Raw genomic sequence first — 17,856 nt, forward strand, 5'->3', positions numbered from 1 at the left:
CCTTAAACCTGGACCGGCTGTCCGATGGTCACGCCGGTGCGGCGGATCTGTTCGCGCAGATTGCCGGGTTCGACCTTGCCGTCGGCGCCGACCTGTACCGGGGCGATATAGGGACCGATCGCGCCGACGTCATCGGCCACGGACTCGGCAAGCAACGCTTTCGCCTCGTCGGAGTTGCGCACGATCGCAGCTTCCGACAGGTCCGCGGACCAGCTCTTGGCGGCGGTACGGTACACCACGATGCCGTCCCAGGTGCGATTGGCGGTCACGACCGAGGGGCCGGCGATCTTGATCTTCTTCTGTTCAAGCGGGGAGGTCATTCGGCTGCATCCAATAGGTCAGAGATGATTTGCTTTGGGGTTTTCTCGGCGGTTTCGCGGCGAAGCGAGCCGGCATGCCGGACCACGTCGCCGATGATGAGAATGGCGGGACCGCCATGGGTCCGGCGCACCAGTTCGGGCAGGTCGCGCAGCGTGCCGATCGCGCCTTGCGCATCGGGACGCGTGACGCGGGCGAACACGCCGACGGGCGTCTCCGGCGAACGGCCGGCGGCCAGGAGACCGGCGCGTATGGCCGGCGCAGCCGTCATGCCCATGTAGACCACGACGGTCATCCTGGTGTCGGTCAGCGTCGACCAGTCCACGACTTCCGCGTCGCGCGCATTGTGCGCGGTGAGGAAGGTGATGCGGGTGGCTTCATGACGGTAGGTGAGCGGCACCTCGAAATCGGCGGCGCCGCCGAGCCCTGCGGTGATGCCGGGAATGATCGAATAGGCAACGCCGGCGGCACGCAGGGCTTCGACTTCTTCGCCGCCGCGACCGAACACGAAGGGATCCCCGCCCTTCAGCCGCACCACGCGCTGGCCGGATTGCGCGGCCTCAATCATGCGCTTGTTGATGGCGTCCTGCCCGATGCCGGGCTTGCCGACGCGGCGTCCGACCGGCACGCGCGTGGTGTCGCGGCGGATGCGATCGAGAATCTCGGGCGAGACCAGTTCGTCATGGAAGACGATATCGGCGTCCTGGAGCGCGCGCAGCGCCTTGATGGTGAGCAGATCCGGATCACCCGGACCGGCGCCGACCAGCGCGACCGAGCCTTCCGGCTTGTCGGCCCGCGCGAACGCGGATGGATCGGAGATCGCCTTGAGCGCAGCGTCCGCCTCGCTTTTGCGGCCGGCCAGAACGGCGGCGCCGATCGGGCCGTCGATGATGCGCTCCCAGAAGCGGCGGCGCAGCGGAAACTCGGCAATACGTTCGTTGATGGATTTGCGGAAGCCGCCGATGAATTCGGCCAGCTCGCCGATGCGCGCCGGCAGCAGCGCCTCGATCTTTTCGCGCACGCGCCGCGCCACCACCGGCGACGTGCCGCCGGTGCCGACGGCGACGACGACATCGCCGCGATCGACGATCGCCGGGAAGATGAAGCTCGAATGCGCGAGATCGTCCATGACATTGACCGGCAGGCCGAGTGCCTTGGCGCGGGCCGACATCGCCACGCCGACATCGCCGGCGCCGGCGCAAACGACGGCGATGATGCCCGAGAGATCGGCGGTCAGCGGGTCGGCGGCCGCGATGTTGATACGCGCCGCGTCCTCGGAGCTCAGACCCAGGTCCTGATTGCCGTCGATCGCATGCACGCGGATGCGCGCACCGGCAGCGGCCAGAACGCGCAGCTTGGCGCGCAGAAGCTCACCCGCACCGATGAGGACCACCGGACCGGCCTTGAGATCGAGGAACACCGGCAAGAACCGCATACGATACTCGCTCCCCCTAGATCCGGGGTTGACTGGAATTATTTTCTATATATGTGTCGTTTCTAGCGCGCAAAGAGAAAATTTTTTCTTCTCTCTTGCACCGCAACTATAGAATTTTCGCCTCCAAACGCAAAGTGGCAGAGATGCATCTTCTCAAGGACAATTCCACTGCTGGCGGGCTGAGCAGCCCCGCTCTCGCCGAGCGCGTGCCCGCGCAAGAATTTTCTGCCGACCTGGCACCGAGCATGGACCATCTCGACCAGCTCGAGGCCCAGAGCATCTATATCTTCCGCGAAGCCTTCGGCCGCCTCAAGAAGATTGCCCTGCTGTGGTCGCTCGGCAAGGACTCCAACGTCATGATCTGGCTGGCGCGCAAGGCGTTCTTCGGGCGTCTGCCGTTCCCGGCCCTCCATGTCGACACCGGCAAGAAGTTTCCGGAGATGTATCGCTTCCGCGATCACTACGGCAAGGAATGGGATCTCGATCTACGCGTCGAGCCCTGCCCGCCGATTGATGCCGTCGACCCAACGTTGCCGCCGGCTGCCCGTTCCGCCGCGCGCAAGACCGAGGGCCTCAAGATGGCGCTCGCCAAATACGGTTTCGACGGACTGATCGCCGGCATCCGCCGCGACGAGGAGGCAACGCGCGCCAAGGAGCGCGTGTTCTCGCCGCGCGGCTTGGAGGGCAATTGGGACGTGCGCGACCAGCCGCCGGAGTTCTGGGACCATTTCAATGCGTCGCCGCCGCAAGGCGCGCATTTGCGCATCCATCCGATCCTGCATTGGACCGAGTCCGATATCTGGGCCTACACCAAGCGCGAGAACATCCCGATCATCCCGCTGTATCTGTCGCAAAACGGCAAGCGCTATCGCTCGCTGGGTGATCAGGACATCACCAATCCGGTCGCCTCAAACGCGTCGACCATCGACGAGATCCTGATCGAACTCGAGCAGACCAAGGTGCCGGAACGTTCCGGCCGCGCGCTCGATCACGAGACCGAGGACGCTTTCGAGCGCCTGCGTGTCGCCGGCTATCTCTGATCAAGGACGCGAGCGTCGTATGAACATGATCGTCACCCCCGCTTCGCCCGCCACCCCGAACGGCACCACGCGTCCGCAGGTCCGCATCGTCATCGTCGGCCATGTCGACCACGGCAAGTCGACGCTGGTCGGCCGCCTGCTGCACGAGACCGGCAGCCTGCCCGACGGCAAGCTCGAAATGCTCAAAGCCGTCAGCGCCCGGCGCGGCATGCCGTTCGAATGGTCGTTCCTGCTCGACGCGCTGCAGACCGAGCGCGACCAGGGCATCACCATCGACACCACGCAGATCCGCTTCCGCACCAATTCGCGCGACATCGTGCTGATCGACGCGCCCGGCCACGCCGAATTCCTGCGCAACATGATCACCGGCGCTTCCCAGGCCGACGGCGCGGTGCTGATCATCGACGCGCTCGAAGGCGTGCGCGACCAGACACGGCGGCACGGCTACCTCTTGCATCTGCTCGGCGTGAAGCAGGTCGCGGTCGTCGTCAACAAGATGGACCGCGTCGACTTCTCCGCCGAACGCTTCAAGGCGATCAGCGACGAGATTTCGGCGCATCTGCAGGGTCTTGGCGTGAAGCCCACGGCCGTGATCCCGATTTCCGCCCGCGACGGCGATGGCGTCGCCGAGCGCACCGACCGCATCGACTGGTACAAGGGTCCGACCGTGGTCGAGGCGCTCGACCGGCTCGAGCCGGCGCGGCCGCTGGAAGCGCTGGCGCTGCGCCTGCCGGTGCAGGCGATCTACAAATTCGACGATCGCCGCATTGTTGCGGGCCGGATCGAATCCGGCAGCCTGGTTGCCGGCGACGAAATCGTGATCATGCCGGCCGGCAAGATCGCCAGGATCAAGACGGTCGAGAGCTGGCCGGTGACGCCGGTCGCAGGACGTCAGGGCGCAGGCCGCTCGGTCGGCATCACGCTCGACCGCGAGCTGTTCCTCGAACGCGGCGATATCATCGCGCATACGAACAGCGCGCCGCGCGAGACGCGACGGCTGCGCGCGCGGATCTTCTGGCTGCACGACAAGCCGCTGGCCAAGGGCGACCAGTTCCTGGTTCGCTGCGGACCGAAGGAAAGCCGCGCCACTGTCGTCGCAATCGAGAAGGCGGTCGATCCCGGCGAGCTGTCGAGCGTCGAGAACAAGGCGATCGGGCGCAACCATGTCGGCGAGATCGACATTTCCCTTTCGAATCCGATTGCCACCGATCCCTACACCGAGAATCCGCGCACCGGCCGTCTCGTGATCGAGGTGTCCGGGCGCATCGCCGGCGGCGGTCTCGTGCTGTCGGTCGACGCCGGTCAGCGCGCTCTGCCCGTCGACATCGTGCCGGTGGAATCCGCGCTGCGGCCCGACGAGCGCTCCGCGCGCTATCGTCACAACGGCGCCGTGGTCTGGCTCACCGGCCTCCCCGCCTCCGGCAAGTCGACTCTCGCAAAAGCGCTGGAGCGGCGGCTGTTCAGCAATGGCGGCTCGCCGATCCTGCTCGACGGCGATACGCTACGTGCCGGGCTCAACAGCGATCTCGGCTTCTCGGCCGCCGATCGCAGCGAGAACATCCGCCGTCTCGCCGAAGTCGCGACGCATCTCGCCCGCAACGGCCACATCGCCATTGTCGCCGCCGTCTCGCCCGCCCGCGAGGACCGCGCCACCGCGCGCCGCATCGCCGACACTGCGTTCCGCGAGATTCACGTCGCGACGCCGGCGGAAATTTGCGAGGAGCGCGACCCCAAGGGCCACTACAAGAAGGCCCGCGCCGGCACGCTCGCGTCGTTCACCGGCATCGGCAACGACTACGAGACGCCGCAAGCCGCTGAGCTCGTGATCGACACCTCGACGCGGACGGTCGCCGAGGCGGCGGACGAGATCGAACGGATGCTCAAGACGACCGGCGTGCTGTTCGACGAACTCGTGGACCTCGCCGCGAATATTTGAGCCGGGCTGCTGCCCCGACCCGTGCTGTCGTCCTGACGAAGGCCAGGACCCATACCGCGTGATTTATCGGTTGGGACGGCAGCAGTACCGGGACGAGTCTTCGCCTAACTCCTCCCTGGGGCAATGGGTCCTGGCTTTCGCCAGGACGACGCCGGGGAGAGATCGCGCCGAATGCTTCAGCAGCGGGCATCAAGGGCACGGCGCGTCCGCGCTCCCCACCTCGTCTTGACATTTTGACAACTTTTGGGGGCCTTCTCACGGCCCCGATTTTGGGGCTAATAAGACCCCGAAAGCCGCTCCTTGGAGCGCATTTTGCTGCTGTCGGGTCAAAAGCAGCCAAAAACAGCCATTTCCAACAAGAAAGCCCATCATGAAACGCGTCGACGCCCACGGATTGAAGATCGCTCCCGTCCTGTTCGATTTCATCGCCAAGGAAGCGGCCCCGAAGACGGGGATCGCGCCGGATGCGTTCTGGGCCGGGCTCGCCGCCATCATCAAGGAGTTGGGGCCGAAGAACCGCACGCTGCTCGCGGTGCGCGACACGTTGCAGGCCAAGATCGACGACTGGCACCGCGCCAACAAGGGCAAGGCGTTCGACCTCAACGCCTATACGGCCTTCCTGAAGGAGATCGGCTATCTCGTCCCGGAGCCGGCGACGCAGAAGGTCGAGACCGAAAATGTGGACGAAGAGATCGGCAAGATCTGCGGCCCGCAGCTCGTCGTGCCCCTGACCAACGCACGCTACGCGCTGAACGCGGCGAATGCGCGCTGGGGCTCGCTCTATGACGCCTTCTACGGCACCGACGCGATCCCGCACGATTCATCCGAGAGCGGCAAGGGTTACAACAAGGCGCGCGGCGACAAGGTGATCGCCAAGGCCAAGGCCTTCCTCGATGCCGCCGTGCCGCTGGCGACCGGCAGTCACACCGACGTCACCGCCTATAGCGTGGTCGCGGGCCAGCTCGCGGTGAAGCTGAAGAGCGGCAACGCCACCGCGCTGAAGAACGCCGCGCAATTCGCGGGCTTCCAGGGCGACGCAGCCGCACCGAGCGCGGTGCTGCTCGCCAACAACGGCCTGCATGTCGAGGTGAAAATCGACCGCACCAGCGCGATCGGCAAGGACGATCCGGCCGGCGTCGCGGACATGGTCATGGAGTCCGCGGTCTCCACGATTCTCGACATGGAAGACTCGGTCGCTGCGGTCGATGCCGAGGACAAGGTGCTGGTCTACCGCAACACGCTCGGCCTGATGAACGGCACGCTGTCGGCCGATTTCGAGAAGGGCGGCAAGACGCTGACGCGCTCGCTCAATGCCGACCGCAGCTACAAGACGCCTGACGGCAAGGGCGAGGTCAAGCTGCACGGCCGCAGCCTGCTCTTGATGCGCAATTGCGGTCACCACATGTTCACCGACGCGGTGCTGGACGAAAAGGGCGAGGAGATTCCGGAAGGCCTGCTCGACGCTGCCGTCTCCGGGCTTCTTGCTGTCCATGACTTGAAAGGCAACTCCAAGGTCAAGAACAGCCGCACGGGATCTGCCTATATCGTCAAGCCGAAGATGCACGGTCCCGACGAGGTGTCGCTGACCTGCGAGATCTTCGACCGCGTCGAGAAGATGCTGTCGCTGCCCGAGAACACGCTCAAGGTCGGCATCATGGATGAGGAGCGGCGCACCACCGTCAACCTCAAGGCCTGCATTCAGCGCGCCTCCAAGCGCATCATGTTCATCAACACCGGCTTCCTCGACCGAACCGGCGACGAGATCCACACCTCGATGGAGGCGGGTCCGATGATCCGCAAGAACGAGATGAAGGCGCAGCCCTGGATCAAATCCTATGAGGACTGGAACGTCGATATGGGCCTGACCTGTGGCCTGCCCGGCCATGCCCAGATCGGCAAAGGCATGTGGGCCGCGCCGGACAAGATGGCGGACATGCTGGCGCAGAAGCTCGCCCATCCGCAGGCCGGTGCCACCACCGCCTGGGTGCCCTCGCCGACCGCCGCGACGCTGCACGCGCTGCACTACCACCAGGTCAACGTCACCGCGCGCCAGCAGGAGCTCGCCAAGGGCGGCCCACGCGCAAAGCTTTCCGACATCCTCACCATCCCGGTGTCGAAGTCGAACTGGGCGCCCGACGACGTCAAGCAGGAGATCGACAACAACTGCCAGGGCATCCTCGGTTACGTCGTGCGCTGGATCGACCAGGGCGTCGGCTGCTCCAAGGTGCCTGACATCCACGACGTCGGCTTGATGGAGGATCGTGCCACCTTGCGCATTTCCAGCCAGCACCTCGCCAACTGGCTGCACCAGGGCGTCATCACCGAAGCCCAGGTAATGGAATCGCTCAAGCGCATGGCGGTCGTGGTCGACAAGCAGAACGCGGGCGATCCCATCTACAAGCCGATGGCGCCCGGCTTCGACGGCACAGCCTTCAAGGCGGCTAGCGACCTCATCTTCAAGGGGCGCGAGCAGCCGAATGGCTACACCGAATACATCCTCACCGCCCGCCGCCGCGAGGCCAAAGGGGCGGGATAGGCCCGAATAGGCGAGCACCAAAAGCCCCGGCTCACGCCGGGGCTTTTTTGTTGGCGCAGCAGCCCGGATGGAGTGGAGCGTAATCCGAAGCCGCTATCGATTGGGGCAAGACCCGGATTGCGCTGCGCTCCATCCGGGCTACGAAAGCGCGGCTAGAACACGGCCAGATATTTCAGTAGCGACACGATGCCGATGATGATGACGACGACGCGCGCGATCTGCTTGGCGCGGCCGTCCATCGGCAGCATGTTGATGAGATAAAGTACGAGAATGACGACGAGAAAGGTGACGAGTACGCCGACCAGCATCGCTAGGACCCCCCTTTAGGCAAAATTGCTGACCCTCTCCTAACGCGCAACTCCCGGCTTGGTTCCATCGACGCAACCCTCTGCAACTTCTAGTAAATACGTACTTCTACGATCAGCCGGCCGGCCTAAAACTTTACCCTTTTCCTTTGAGATGCGGAAACCGTTTGGGCCGTGAGCCGCAAACGGCATGCGATTGCCTCGTCTTACGGGCCCCTTTTTCTGTTGTTGCCGGGGCGACTTCACGAACTTTGTATTGGGAATTGGGGGGACTTCGATGCTGAATCGTCTGACCGTATCCGCGCTGCTGAAGGCGGTGATCGCGATCACGTCGGTCTGCGTGGTGATCGTGCTCTCCCTTACCGCCTACGAGTCCTGGGATCGCCTGAAGACCGCCAATCGCATCTCGCAGATCGCCGACACGTCCGCCGATCTGTTCAAGGCGATGCACAATCTGCGCACCGACCGCTCGACCACGGTCCGCCTGCTGAACGCGACCGAGCCGATGGACGGCGAAATCGAGAAATATCTGCGCGCCCTGCGCGATGCCCAAATGCCCGCCATGGCGCGCGCGCTCGCGCTGCTGCCGGCCATGGACTTTCCGCAATCGGGCACTCTGGTACCGGAGCTCGCGCGCCTCTATAAGCTGCTGATCGAGGAGCAGAAGCAGTTCTGGGAGGATGTCGCCAAGCCGAAGGACCAGCGCCGCGCCAGCCTGCCCAAGGAATACATGGAAACGACGCAGGGCCTGCTCGACACGCTCGACAAGCTCTCGAACACGTTGGCCGCCACCGTCAATCACCTGGACGCCGCGATCGACCAGTTGCTGTCGATCAAACAGAACGCCTGGCTGCTCCGCAACACAGCAGGCGAAGCTTCGCTGATCGTCTCGACCGGGCTGGCCGCCGGCAAGATCACGCCGGAGGGCCGCTACGCCTATACCCAACATGTCGGCGGCACGAGCGCGATGTGGAAGGCGCTGGAGTTGTCGACGGCCGGCATGCAGTTGCCGGCGGGGCTCGCCTCCGCGATGGCCTCCGCCAAGACCTCCTATTTCGAGCCGCAGTATCTGGCCTTGCGCGACCGTCTCGCGGACGCGCTGGTCAAGGGTGAGAAGCCCGAGATGACGGCGAACCAATGGAGCCCGCTCACGGTCGGCCGGATGGCGAGCGCGGTCGCAGTGGCAGAAGGTGCGCTCGATGCCGCCAAGATCCACACGCAGGAGCAGCGCGGCGCCGCAGAGCGCGCACTGATCGTGCAGCTTACGCTGCTGGCGCTCGCCGTGGGGCTTGCCGTCGGCGCGATCATGCTGGTCAGCCGCCGCGTCATCACTCCGCTCAACACCATCCGCGACGCCATGCTGAAGGTCGCCGGCGGCGACCTTGCCGTCGACAGCGGCTATCTCGATCGCAACGACGAGATCGGCGCGCTTGCCGGCGCGCTGGAGACCTTCAAGCAGCAGGCCAACGAGAAGCTCACGATCGAGGCGCAGGAGCGCGAACGCAATGCGGGCGCCTCCGCGCGCCAGCGCGCGGTCGAGACCTATGTCGGCGAGTTCGAGGGCGCGGTGCGCAAGACACTCGGCGAATTGAGCGAAGCCTCCGGCGAAATGCGCAAGACCTCGGGCGATCTCTCCGCGGTGTCGCGGCAGACCAACGACCGCGTTCAGGTCGCGGGCAAGGCCTCCAACGACGCCTCCATGAGCGTCGACAGCGTCGCCGCCGCAGCGGAAGAGCTCAGCGCCTCGATCAACGACATCAGCCAGCAGGCCGCGCATGCCGCGGGTATCGCCAGCCGCGCCGTGACCCAGGCACGCGAGACCGACGGCACGGTGCAGGGACTTCAGAAGTCGGCCGGTCGCATCGGCGAGGTCGTGGGCCTGATCAACACCATTGCGCAGCAGACCAATTTGCTCGCGCTCAACGCCACGATCGAGGCCGCCCGCGCCGGAGAAGCCGGGCGTGGCTTTGCCGTGGTCGCCTCCGAGGTGAAGTCGCTGGCGAGCCAGACGGCCAAGGCGACCGAGGAGATCTCCGAGCAGATCGCCGACATCCAGAAGGTCGCGGGCGACGCCATCAGCGCGATCCAGACCATCGGTGGCATCATCGGCGAAGTGAACGAGGTCGCGACCGCAATCGCTGCCGCCGTGCAGGAGCAGGGTGCGGCCACGCAAGAGATCACCCGCAGCACTCAGTTTGCGGCGCAGGGCACCAAGAACGTCTCGGACAACATCACCGGCGTCAAATCCGATGCTGACGCTGCTGCCGCCGCCGCCGACAACGTGAAGCATGCCTCCGAGATGCTGGAGAGCCAGAGCCGCCAGCTCGGCCATGAGGTCAGCGACTTCCTCGGCAAGATTCGCGCAGCGTAGGGTGGGTATATGGGAACGACGAGCCACACATGCCGGTGTCGTCATGGCGAAAGCCAGGACCCATAGCCACCCCACTCTGCAAGGGGCAGGCTGGTGGTCAGCGGTGTGGGGGCAACACCGGCATTTGGGGTAATGGGTCCTGGCTTTCGCCAGGACGACCTTGAGGGCTACTCCTTCGCCACCACCGGCACTTGGCGGAATCTTGCGCGCACCGAATCCGGCAGCGGGGAGAAATTCATCGCGACACCGCGGCGGTCGTTGGCATTGCGGCTGGCGACCACCAGGCCGTCGGCGCCCGCGACGATGTCACCCTTGCGCAAGGTGGGATCGTCGTCGACCTTGACCTGAGCGAGCCCGACCGGATCCTTGCCGTTGCAGGTGCAGCCTGAGACAATCTCATTGCGATAGCGGAACGCGTTAGGCAGGTCGGAATAGGATTTCCCCTTCTCCGTCGTCGCGTCGTCGATGTTGCCGCCATAGACCAGCGACGTCTCCGAGGCCGGGCAGAAGCTCTTGCAGGATTGCGCCTTGCTCTCGGAATCGTTTCCCTGCGCCGGGAAATAACGTCCGTCGCAGCCGCGCACGCAATAGGCCGTGCCGCCGCCATAGGACGCCCGCTGACGCGGCGTGTCGTAGCGTGGCGTGTCATCGGTCTGGAACGGCATGCGAATCTCGGGCGCCGGTCGCCCGCGGAAGCCGCCGAACAGCGCCGAGAAAAAGTCCTCCGCATGGGCCGATGGCGTGAGCGCGAGGCCGACGGAGGCAACGGCGACGAACGCCACCGCGCCACCGGCGAGTTTGCCGATCGAACGTCTCTTCATGTGACCTCACACGATCCTTAGTTCACGGCCGAATTCGAAACGTTCAGCGCCTGCCGGCCCGAGGGCAGCGCCGTCACGGCCGGGCGCTTGCGCACGGAATCGCTACCTTTCGCCATCAGCGGCGCGTTCTTCGGCAGCACGACGACCTTGGCGCCGACATTGACGCGGCCGAACAGGTCGGTGACGTCCTCATTGGTCATGCGGATGCAGCCGGACGAGACGAACTTGCCGATCGTGGCGGGATCGTTGGTGCCATGGATGCGGTATTCGCTCGACCCGAGATACATCGCACGCGCGCCGAGCGGATTGCCGGGGCCGCCAGCGACGAAGCGAGGCAGATAAGGTTGTCGCGCAATCATCTCAGCCGGCGGATGCCAGTCCGGCCATTCCGCCTTGCGGCTGACGCTCTGCACACCCGACCAGGTAAAACCCTCGCGCCCGACGCCGACGCCATAACGGATGGCGCGGCCCTGGCCGAGCACGTAATAGAGATAAGTATTGTTGGTATCGATGACGATGGTACCGGCCGGCTCGCTGCGGTCGAAGCTGACAATCTGCCTGCGCAGGCGATCGGGCAGCGCGGCATCCTCGTCGGCGGCCTGCGCGTTCGGGCTTGCATAGCCCTGATTCGCATAGCCTTGGTTCGCATAGCCTTGGTTCGCATAGCCTTGGTTTGCATACCCTTGGCTCGCATAACCCTGCGAATAGCCCTGGTCCTGCGGGTAGGGCTGATGCGGATAGGTGTAGCCCAGCGTCTGTGCGCTCGCGGCGCCGAACGGCACTGCCAGCAAAGCGGTTGCGAACGCGAATGCGGTGATGCGGCGCGGCGATATGCGGCGTCGGACTGCAGAGAACTTCGTCATGTGCTGCCCCGTTGGATGCCTGCATCAGGGTGATGCGCTGGTTCGATCAACGCGGTCGAACCGCTACAAGTTCCGCTGCGGGATGCAGCAGCGACGTCACAGTCAAGCGAGCCCTTCTTCACGAAGCCGCGATGGAACCCGCAGGGCGCTTGGACGTTCTCCCTGATCATAGGCGCGAGGACCGAAGACTCCGTGCCGGAGAGGTATTGTGCGCGTCCTTCCCAGTGAACGTATGATTCCCGGCAACGGCGAAGGCACTCCGCTTCCCGAGAGCCACGGCGAACTCCCCCCGGTGATCCGCCGCACAGAGTTCGTCGCCTTCTCGCTCGCCGGGCTGCTCCTCATCGCAATCGTCGCGGTACTCTATGTCGGTAAGGCGTTCTTCCTGCCTGTCGTGATGGCGTTCGTCACCGGCACGATGCTCTCGCCGGCAGCGACCTTTCTGGAGAACCGGAAAGTGCCGCGCGGGCTTGCCGCCGTCTTGATCGTGTTCGCGGTGACCGCCGTGGTCGGCTTCATCGTCGCGCTGATCGCCTCGCCGGCGATGGAATGGAGCTCGCGCCTGCCCGAACTCGGCACCCAGCTGAAAGACAAGGTCCACGTGTTCGACCGGCCGCTGGCGCTGTGGCGAGAGCTGCAGACGATGCTCGGCGGCTCGGAGGGATTGCCGAGCTTCCAGATGCCGAAATTCGATTGGGTGCAGCCGACGATCGAATTCCTGTCACCGACCTTTACCGAATTCCTGCTGTTCTTCGTCACGCTGATCCTGTTCATCGCCAGCTGGCGGGACCTGCGACGGGCGATGATCATGACCTTCAGCGATCATGAGGCACGGCTGCGCACGCTTCGCATCCTCAACGAGATCGAGGTCCATCTCGGCAACTATCTCTTGACCGTGACCCTCATCAATGTCGGCGTCGGCGTCGCCGCCGGCATCGTCTGCGCGCTCACCGGAATGCCCAATCCGGCTGGCCTCGGCGCGCTCGCGGCCACCCTCAATTTCATTCCGATCATCGGACCGGTGGCCATGTTCGCCATTCTGGTCGTGGTGGGACTGGTCACCTTCCCGACCGTCAGCGGCGGCCTGATGGCGGCGCTCGCCTTTGGCGGCATCACCTTCCTGGAGGGACATTTCGTCACGCCGACCATCATCGGCCGGCGGCTGGCGCTCAATGCGCTCGCGGTGCTGCTGGCGCTGGCGTTCTGGACCTGGCTGTGGGGCCCGATGGGCGCGTTCCTGTCGTCGCCGCTGCTGATCGTCGCCCTGATCCTGAAGGAGCATCTGTTGCCGCAGGATTCGCCGCAGCTCCCGCAGGACTGACCGGTTTCCGTGAACGGAACTTACCCGACGACGAAACGTTTCCCGGCTGTCTCAACCGTCAACAGCTCGGAGCCCCCGATGTCCACCACCAATGCCGAAGCCGGGATGAGAGACTGGACCGACAAAGCCACCCGAGAACGCCTCGAGAAGGATGTAGCAGCCGTGAAAAGCGATATCGCCGCCCTCACCGATCAGATCACCGACGCGCTCAATACTTTTGCCAACTCCTCCGGCAAGCAGGCCCGCCGCGGCTATCGCCAAGCGCGCGAAAACGTGGATTCCGCGATCGACGACATGTCGGAGCGCGGCAGCGCGATGATGGGCGCGGCACAGGAGGCCTACGGCTCGATCGAGGAGACGCTGGAGGACGCGATCAGCCAGCGGCCGCTCGCGACCGTCGGGCTCGCGCTCGGCATCGGCTTTCTGATCGGCGCGGCCTGGCGCCGCTGAGGTCGCGAATGGGTATCGAGACGGTGGCGCAGCGGCGCCGCCGGCGCCGGCTTGTGGGGATCTGAGGAGCAAGACCATGTTTCAGCGCATCATCGACGGGATCAGCGCATCCACCGGCAGCGCTGTGCGGCTGACCTCGTTGGCGGCAGGCGCGGCGTTCGCGCTCTTCATCACCACCTGCTTCCTGTGCGCAGCGGCGTTCATCTCGGTGCTCGAGAAATATGGTCCGGTGCAGGCCTGCCTTGCCGGTGCAGGCGTTTTCTTTCTCCTGACCCTGACCGCGGCGGTGAGCTATTGGGTCTACAAGCGGCAGCTGCGCAAGCAAGCTTATATCGCGGCCGAGCGCGCCACGAAGTCGGCGGCCTCGAGCATGCTCGCGGACCCCATGCTGCTCGCCACCGGACTCCAGATCGTTCGCGCCATCGGGATCAAGCGGCTGTTGCCGATCCTGGCGATCGGCGGTGTCGCCCTCGGAATCATGGCGAGCCGCGCCGGCGTACCCGACGAGGCCTCGGCCGAACCTGCCGAGTAGCAGCTAGCACGCCTTAGAAAGTTTCGTCCCAGGTCCCGTATACGCATCTATCGAATCGGCACCAGTGGCCCCGCGCCGATTTTGCGCCGTTGCCTGCGCCATCACGCAAACGCTACTCGGATAGGCAGGCGGTTGCCGGTAAAAGCAGCGCCCCTGATTCCAAAAAGCCATTTTTTTCGATGAAACCGTCCGTCCAGGCGAACCTCGCCGCATTCCATCACGACCCTCGTCTCTATTTGACGCTCGGCATCGCCAACTGGTCGGTTTTCGTCGACCACATCCCGAACAACGTCGTCAATTTGCTGACGCTGCGCAACTTCGGCTTCAGCGGCGCCGCAGACTTGTTCGTGTTCGTGGTGGGCTATGGCGTCGCGATCATTCACGGCAGGATAGCACTGGAGCGCGGCTACGTCGTCGCGGCGACGCGCATCTTTCGCCGCGTCTGGCGGCTGTATGCCGCTTATGTCGTGCTGTTCGTGATCTATATCGACACCATCGCCTACGTCGCCTCGCAATCGAAGGCGCCCGAGATCATCCACGAATACAACATATCGGGAATTCTCGAGCACCCGCTGCGCATCCTGGTGCGTGGCCTCGTGCTCCAGGAGGAGCCGCTGAATCTCGACCTGTTACAGCTTATGATCCCGCTGATGGCCTTCTTTCCGTTCGCGCTGTGGGGCCTGTTGCGGCGTCCGAACCTGATGCTTGCGGCATCGGTCGCGCTGTACGTTGCGGCGCGCTGGTTCGACTGGAATTTCCGGGTCTATCCGGACCAGGATTGGACCTTCAACCCGTTCTGCTGGCAGATGCTGATGGTGCTGGGCGGCTGGTTCGCCGTGACCGGTGCGTCGGGCCGCGCGCTGCATGGCCTGTCCTGGCTGCGCGTGCTTGCGGGCGCCTATCTCGTATTCGCAATGGCGATCACGCTGATGCGCCACTCGCCCGCGCTTGCCGCCTACTTGCCGAACATCGTGCTCGACAATATCACGCCGACCGACAAGGAAAACCTCGCACCCTATCGCGTGGTCCACTTCCTCGCACTCGCTTTCCTCGCGACATATCTCGTCCCGGCCGATCATCCCGCCCTGCAATGGAGACCGTTACGGGCGGTCATCAGATGCGGCGAGGAATGGCTCGCGGTGTTCTGCGTCGGCGTGTTCCTGTCCCTCGCCGGCCATCTCGTCCTGATCACCGGCGCCAATCTGGTGGTGATGCAGATCGCCGTGAGTCTGGCCGGCTTCGCGGCGATGGCCGCGGTCGCATATTACATCGGCTGGTCGAAGCGGCAGGACCTGCCCGCGGCCTTGCGGCAGCAGACCTAACTCGACACCTTCCGATTCCGCTAGGCCGGCCGTCACGGCTGGGCTATGCGGAGCGGCAGCGGATTGCGCGAGGAGGCCGGCGTGGTGATGGCGAATGGCGGGAGTGAGGGAGCCGACAGCGCGCCCCGGCGCGGCCGGCCGAGGTCGATCGAGACCACCAACGCCATTCTCCAAAGCGCCTATGCGCTGATGGCCACCACCGGCCTTGCCGCCACCACCATCGACGCAATCGCGCGCCACTCCAGCGTCTCCAAGATGACGATCTACAAATGGTGGCCGTCCCGCGAAGCCTTGCTGATCGACGCCTTCCTTCACCATGCCGCGCAGATGCTACCGCTGCCGCCTGCAAGCTCGGGCAGCCCCGCCGCGCGCGCACGCCGCCATGCCGCGGCCTACGCCGAAGCGCTCCAGGGCGAGTTCGGCAAGGTCCAGCTCGCCGTCATCTCCGAATGCATCTCCAAGACCGGCTCGGCGGAGCTGTTCTACGCCCGCTACCTGCAATTCCGCCGCGACGCACTGATCGAGATGATCGCCGCGGGCCAGAACGACGGCAGCATTCTGGCGGAAGCGCCGCCCCAGGATCTCTACGACGCGATTTATGGCAGCCTGTTCTACCGCTACGTCTTCGGCATCGCGCCGATCACGCCGGCCTACGCGCGGACTCTGGTTGACCTCGTGCTGCGCCCGAAGAGTTAGGGCGTTTTCCGCGCCGGCCGGATCGGTGCTGATAGCTTGTCGGTGCGGTCGCGCTCGGTCATGTCCTCGACCGTCTCCATCGGCGCGGTCAGCTCGTAGACATAGGAGACGTCGGTGAAATAGCGCTTGGCGGTGCCGCCGAGCGCCTCGGGCGCGACGCGGTCGAGCAGGATCAGGCCGAAATCGGAATCCGGGCGGCGCGTCGCTTCGCTGGTGTTGAACTCCTCCCAGCGGAAATAGAAGACCTCGCCGGCCCCCTCGTTCGTCACCGTCCAATTGGCAGTGATGTGCGGATGCTTGCCGACCAGCGACAGGCCCTCGTCGGAGTGCGAGGCGAGCTCGAAGAACAGCAGCGACAGGCTCTGCGCCGCGCGCGCGCTGACTGCGATATCAGGACCGGTGACGGCGATGCGGTCGGCATGCGGGATGGCGCGCGCCTCGAACAGGCCCTTCAGCTTGACCCCCTGCCACTGGCTCTCGCTGAGCAGTGAGACGACGTTGGACATGGCGTGGATGCGGCCGATCAGGAGCTCGCGCGCGACATCGATGTCCGAGCCATGGCGCAGCGTGCGGGTCACGATCGACTGGATCACCGCCAGGATGTTTTTGACCCGGTGGTTGAGCTCGTCGATGACAGCAGTCAACCGGCGCTCGAAGCCGATTCTGACCTGGATTTCCCGGCTGAGCCGCAAATTGTTGTAGGCGACATAGCCGAACAGGCCGCACACCATCGCGGTGATCGCAAAGCCGATCGCCGCCACGATGATCGCAGTCTGCTCGGCGCGGCGCGCCGAATTGGTCTTGGCGTAATAGCCGAGCTGCCAGTCGCGACCACCGAAGCTCACCGTGCGCGTCGCCGACGGCGCCGGCCCCTCAGCCGCTGTCGTTCGGGCCGAGACCACGCCTTGATCGTTGGCGACGAGTTCGCCCCCCTCCCGGCGCGGATCCTTCAGTGCGACCGCGAACAACGACATGTCGTCGTTGGTCAGCATCAGGGAAGAGAGCTCGTAGGAAAATGTGATGAAGCCCGCCGGCTCCGTCGCGCCCTCGGGGATGACGGGAGCGGCCACAATGATGCCGATCGGCCCGCCGCTGCGCAGGAGGGCAACCGGTTCTGAGGCAACCGATCTCTTCTCCACTCTGGCGCGCGCCAGCATGGCGCTGCGCACCTGATCCTGGTCGTAGCTGCGGCCGGGCAGCCCCTTGGTCTCGTTGCTGCGCGGCTCGAGATCCATCAGCACGTCGATCGGCTGGGTGACACCTGCGGGATCGATCGGCTTGTCGTCATAGGTGCGGATTCGCGGATTGGGGAAGCCGGCGCTCGCGATGGCGGCCTGTGCTGCGGCAAGTTCGTTCGGCTTCAGGCGGGCGACCCAGCCCGCCACCACGAAATCGGTCTTGAAGGCGTAGATGGCCGAGCGCAGCGGCTCGAGCATGTTTGGCTTGAGCACCGACGGCGCCCGGAACAGGCCGGAGGCAACCCGCGCGAGCAGTTCGCGCTCGGTGAGCCGGTCCTGGACGAGGCTCGCATGGACGTCGATCGCGCGCGCCAGCGCGATCCGGTCCAGCGCCAGCTCCTGGTCGTGGACGCGATAGGCCGCAAGCCCGGAGAGCAGGGCTCCGAGAAGAGCAATGAAGCCAATGATGAAACCCAGCCGGACCACGCGACTACTCAGGCGAAAGCAGGAGGTCGGCAATAAACACGGAGCATATGGACGCCGCTCGAACGGGCACGTGCCGAAACAGGGTGGACCCCAATGGCCGGGATAATGAAGGAGGAGACATCGGTACGCAACTTGGTCGCCTGAGAAGCTTAAATCGGCCCGCCGCTGGTCCGGCCGGGACGGATTTGCTCCGGGCACCGGAGGTAATCAATTGCCGTGACCGAAATTTGTTCCGTGGACACGGCT

General features: G+C 64.9%; 15 protein-coding genes. 9 read left to right on the forward strand and 6 right to left on the reverse strand.

Going from position 1 to position 17,856, the window contains the following annotated elements; all coding sequences use genetic code 11:
- Positions 1-2 precede the first annotated feature (2 nt).
- Together FXB41_RS19685 and cysG are read right to left on the reverse strand one after the other, a co-directional pair.
- Positions 3-320, reverse strand: coding sequence for a DUF2849 domain-containing protein (locus tag FXB41_RS19685; protein WP_007599842.1), 318 nt, complete (start codon positions 318-320; stop codon positions 3-5).
- Positions 317-1,753 (reverse strand): siroheme synthase CysG, encoded by a 1,437-nt coding sequence (gene cysG, locus FXB41_RS19690; RefSeq protein ID WP_219682891.1) that lies wholly within the window; start codon positions 1,751-1,753, stop codon positions 317-319. The genes FXB41_RS19685 and cysG overlap by 4 nt, the downstream gene beginning before the upstream one ends.
- A gap of 245 nt (positions 1,754-1,998) precedes the next feature.
- Here cysG and cysD point away from each other — a divergent pair, with 245 nt between their 5' ends.
- From cysD to FXB41_RS19705, 3 genes are all read left to right on the forward strand, one after another.
- The gene (gene cysD, locus FXB41_RS19695) at positions 1,999-2,793 is read left to right on the forward strand and encodes a sulfate adenylyltransferase subunit CysD (RefSeq protein ID WP_026232781.1); all 795 of its coding nucleotides are present in this window, start codon (positions 1,999-2,001) and stop codon (positions 2,791-2,793) included.
- A gap of 19 nt (positions 2,794-2,812) precedes the next feature.
- Positions 2,813-4,729 (forward strand): adenylyl-sulfate kinase, encoded by a 1,917-nt coding sequence (gene cysC, locus FXB41_RS19700; RefSeq protein ID WP_219682892.1) that lies wholly within the window; start codon positions 2,813-2,815, stop codon positions 4,727-4,729.
- Positions 4,730-5,099: 370 nt separating this feature from the next.
- On the forward strand, positions 5,100-7,265 hold the full coding sequence (locus tag FXB41_RS19705; protein ID WP_219682893.1) for a malate synthase G: 2,166 nt from the start codon (positions 5,100-5,102) through the stop codon (positions 7,263-7,265).
- A gap of 152 nt (positions 7,266-7,417) precedes the next feature.
- Here the strand turns inward: FXB41_RS19705 and FXB41_RS19710 are convergent, their stop codons facing one another.
- Positions 7,418-7,573: a Thivi_2564 family membrane protein gene (locus tag FXB41_RS19710; RefSeq protein WP_007599832.1), complete on the reverse strand. Its 156-nt coding sequence runs from the start codon at positions 7,571-7,573 to the stop codon at positions 7,418-7,420.
- A 274-nt stretch (positions 7,574-7,847) separates the two neighbouring features.
- On the opposite strand from FXB41_RS19710, the gene FXB41_RS19715 reads away from it, so the two are divergent.
- Entirely contained in the window at positions 7,848-9,941 is a 2,094-nt protein-coding gene (locus tag FXB41_RS19715) for a methyl-accepting chemotaxis protein (protein ID WP_219682894.1), read from the forward strand.
- 167 nt (positions 9,942-10,108) lie between these two features.
- On the opposite strand, the gene FXB41_RS19720 is transcribed toward FXB41_RS19715, so the two are convergent.
- Together FXB41_RS19720 and FXB41_RS19725 are read right to left on the reverse strand one after the other, a co-directional pair.
- The gene (locus FXB41_RS19720) at positions 10,109-10,762 is read right to left on the reverse strand and encodes a DUF2865 domain-containing protein (protein WP_219682895.1); all 654 of its coding nucleotides are present in this window, start codon (positions 10,760-10,762) and stop codon (positions 10,109-10,111) included.
- A gap of 17 nt (positions 10,763-10,779) precedes the next feature.
- Complete coding sequence (locus tag FXB41_RS19725; RefSeq protein WP_219682896.1) at positions 10,780-11,625, reverse strand: L,D-transpeptidase; 846 nt, start codon at positions 11,623-11,625, stop codon at positions 10,780-10,782.
- 208 nt (positions 11,626-11,833) lie between these two features.
- Between FXB41_RS19725 and FXB41_RS19730 the strand changes: the two genes are divergently transcribed.
- The 5 genes from FXB41_RS19730 (at position 11,834) to FXB41_RS19750 (ending at position 15,946) form a co-directional block, all read left to right on the forward strand.
- Complete coding sequence (locus FXB41_RS19730) at positions 11,834-12,946, forward strand: AI-2E family transporter (protein ID WP_219682897.1); 1,113 nt, start codon at positions 11,834-11,836, stop codon at positions 12,944-12,946.
- A gap of 78 nt (positions 12,947-13,024) precedes the next feature.
- Positions 13,025-13,396, forward strand: coding sequence for an ElaB/YgaM/YqjD family protein (locus FXB41_RS19735; protein WP_007599824.1), 372 nt, complete (start codon positions 13,025-13,027; stop codon positions 13,394-13,396).
- 76 nt (positions 13,397-13,472) lie between these two features.
- A complete protein-coding gene (locus tag FXB41_RS19740) occupies positions 13,473-13,928 on the forward strand; it encodes a hypothetical protein (RefSeq protein WP_007599822.1) in 456 nt (151 codons plus the stop codon).
- Between the two features lie 179 nt (positions 13,929-14,107).
- Positions 14,108-15,250 (forward strand): OpgC domain-containing protein, encoded by a 1,143-nt coding sequence (locus FXB41_RS19745; protein ID WP_219682898.1) that lies wholly within the window; start codon positions 14,108-14,110, stop codon positions 15,248-15,250.
- Between the two features lie 87 nt (positions 15,251-15,337).
- Entirely contained in the window at positions 15,338-15,946 is a 609-nt protein-coding gene (locus FXB41_RS19750) for a TetR/AcrR family transcriptional regulator (RefSeq protein WP_198288318.1), read from the forward strand.
- On the opposite strand, the gene FXB41_RS19755 is transcribed toward FXB41_RS19750, so the two are convergent.
- The gene (locus FXB41_RS19755) at positions 15,943-17,610 is read right to left on the reverse strand and encodes a CHASE domain-containing protein (RefSeq protein ID WP_219682899.1); all 1,668 of its coding nucleotides are present in this window, start codon (positions 17,608-17,610) and stop codon (positions 15,943-15,945) included. The two genes, FXB41_RS19750 and FXB41_RS19755, sit on opposite strands and share 4 nt — an antisense overlap.
- Positions 17,611-17,856: the final 246 nt, after the last annotated feature.

The organism is Bradyrhizobium canariense, assembly GCF_019402665.1.
Lineage (GTDB): Bacteria > Pseudomonadota > Alphaproteobacteria > Rhizobiales > Xanthobacteraceae > Bradyrhizobium > Bradyrhizobium canariense.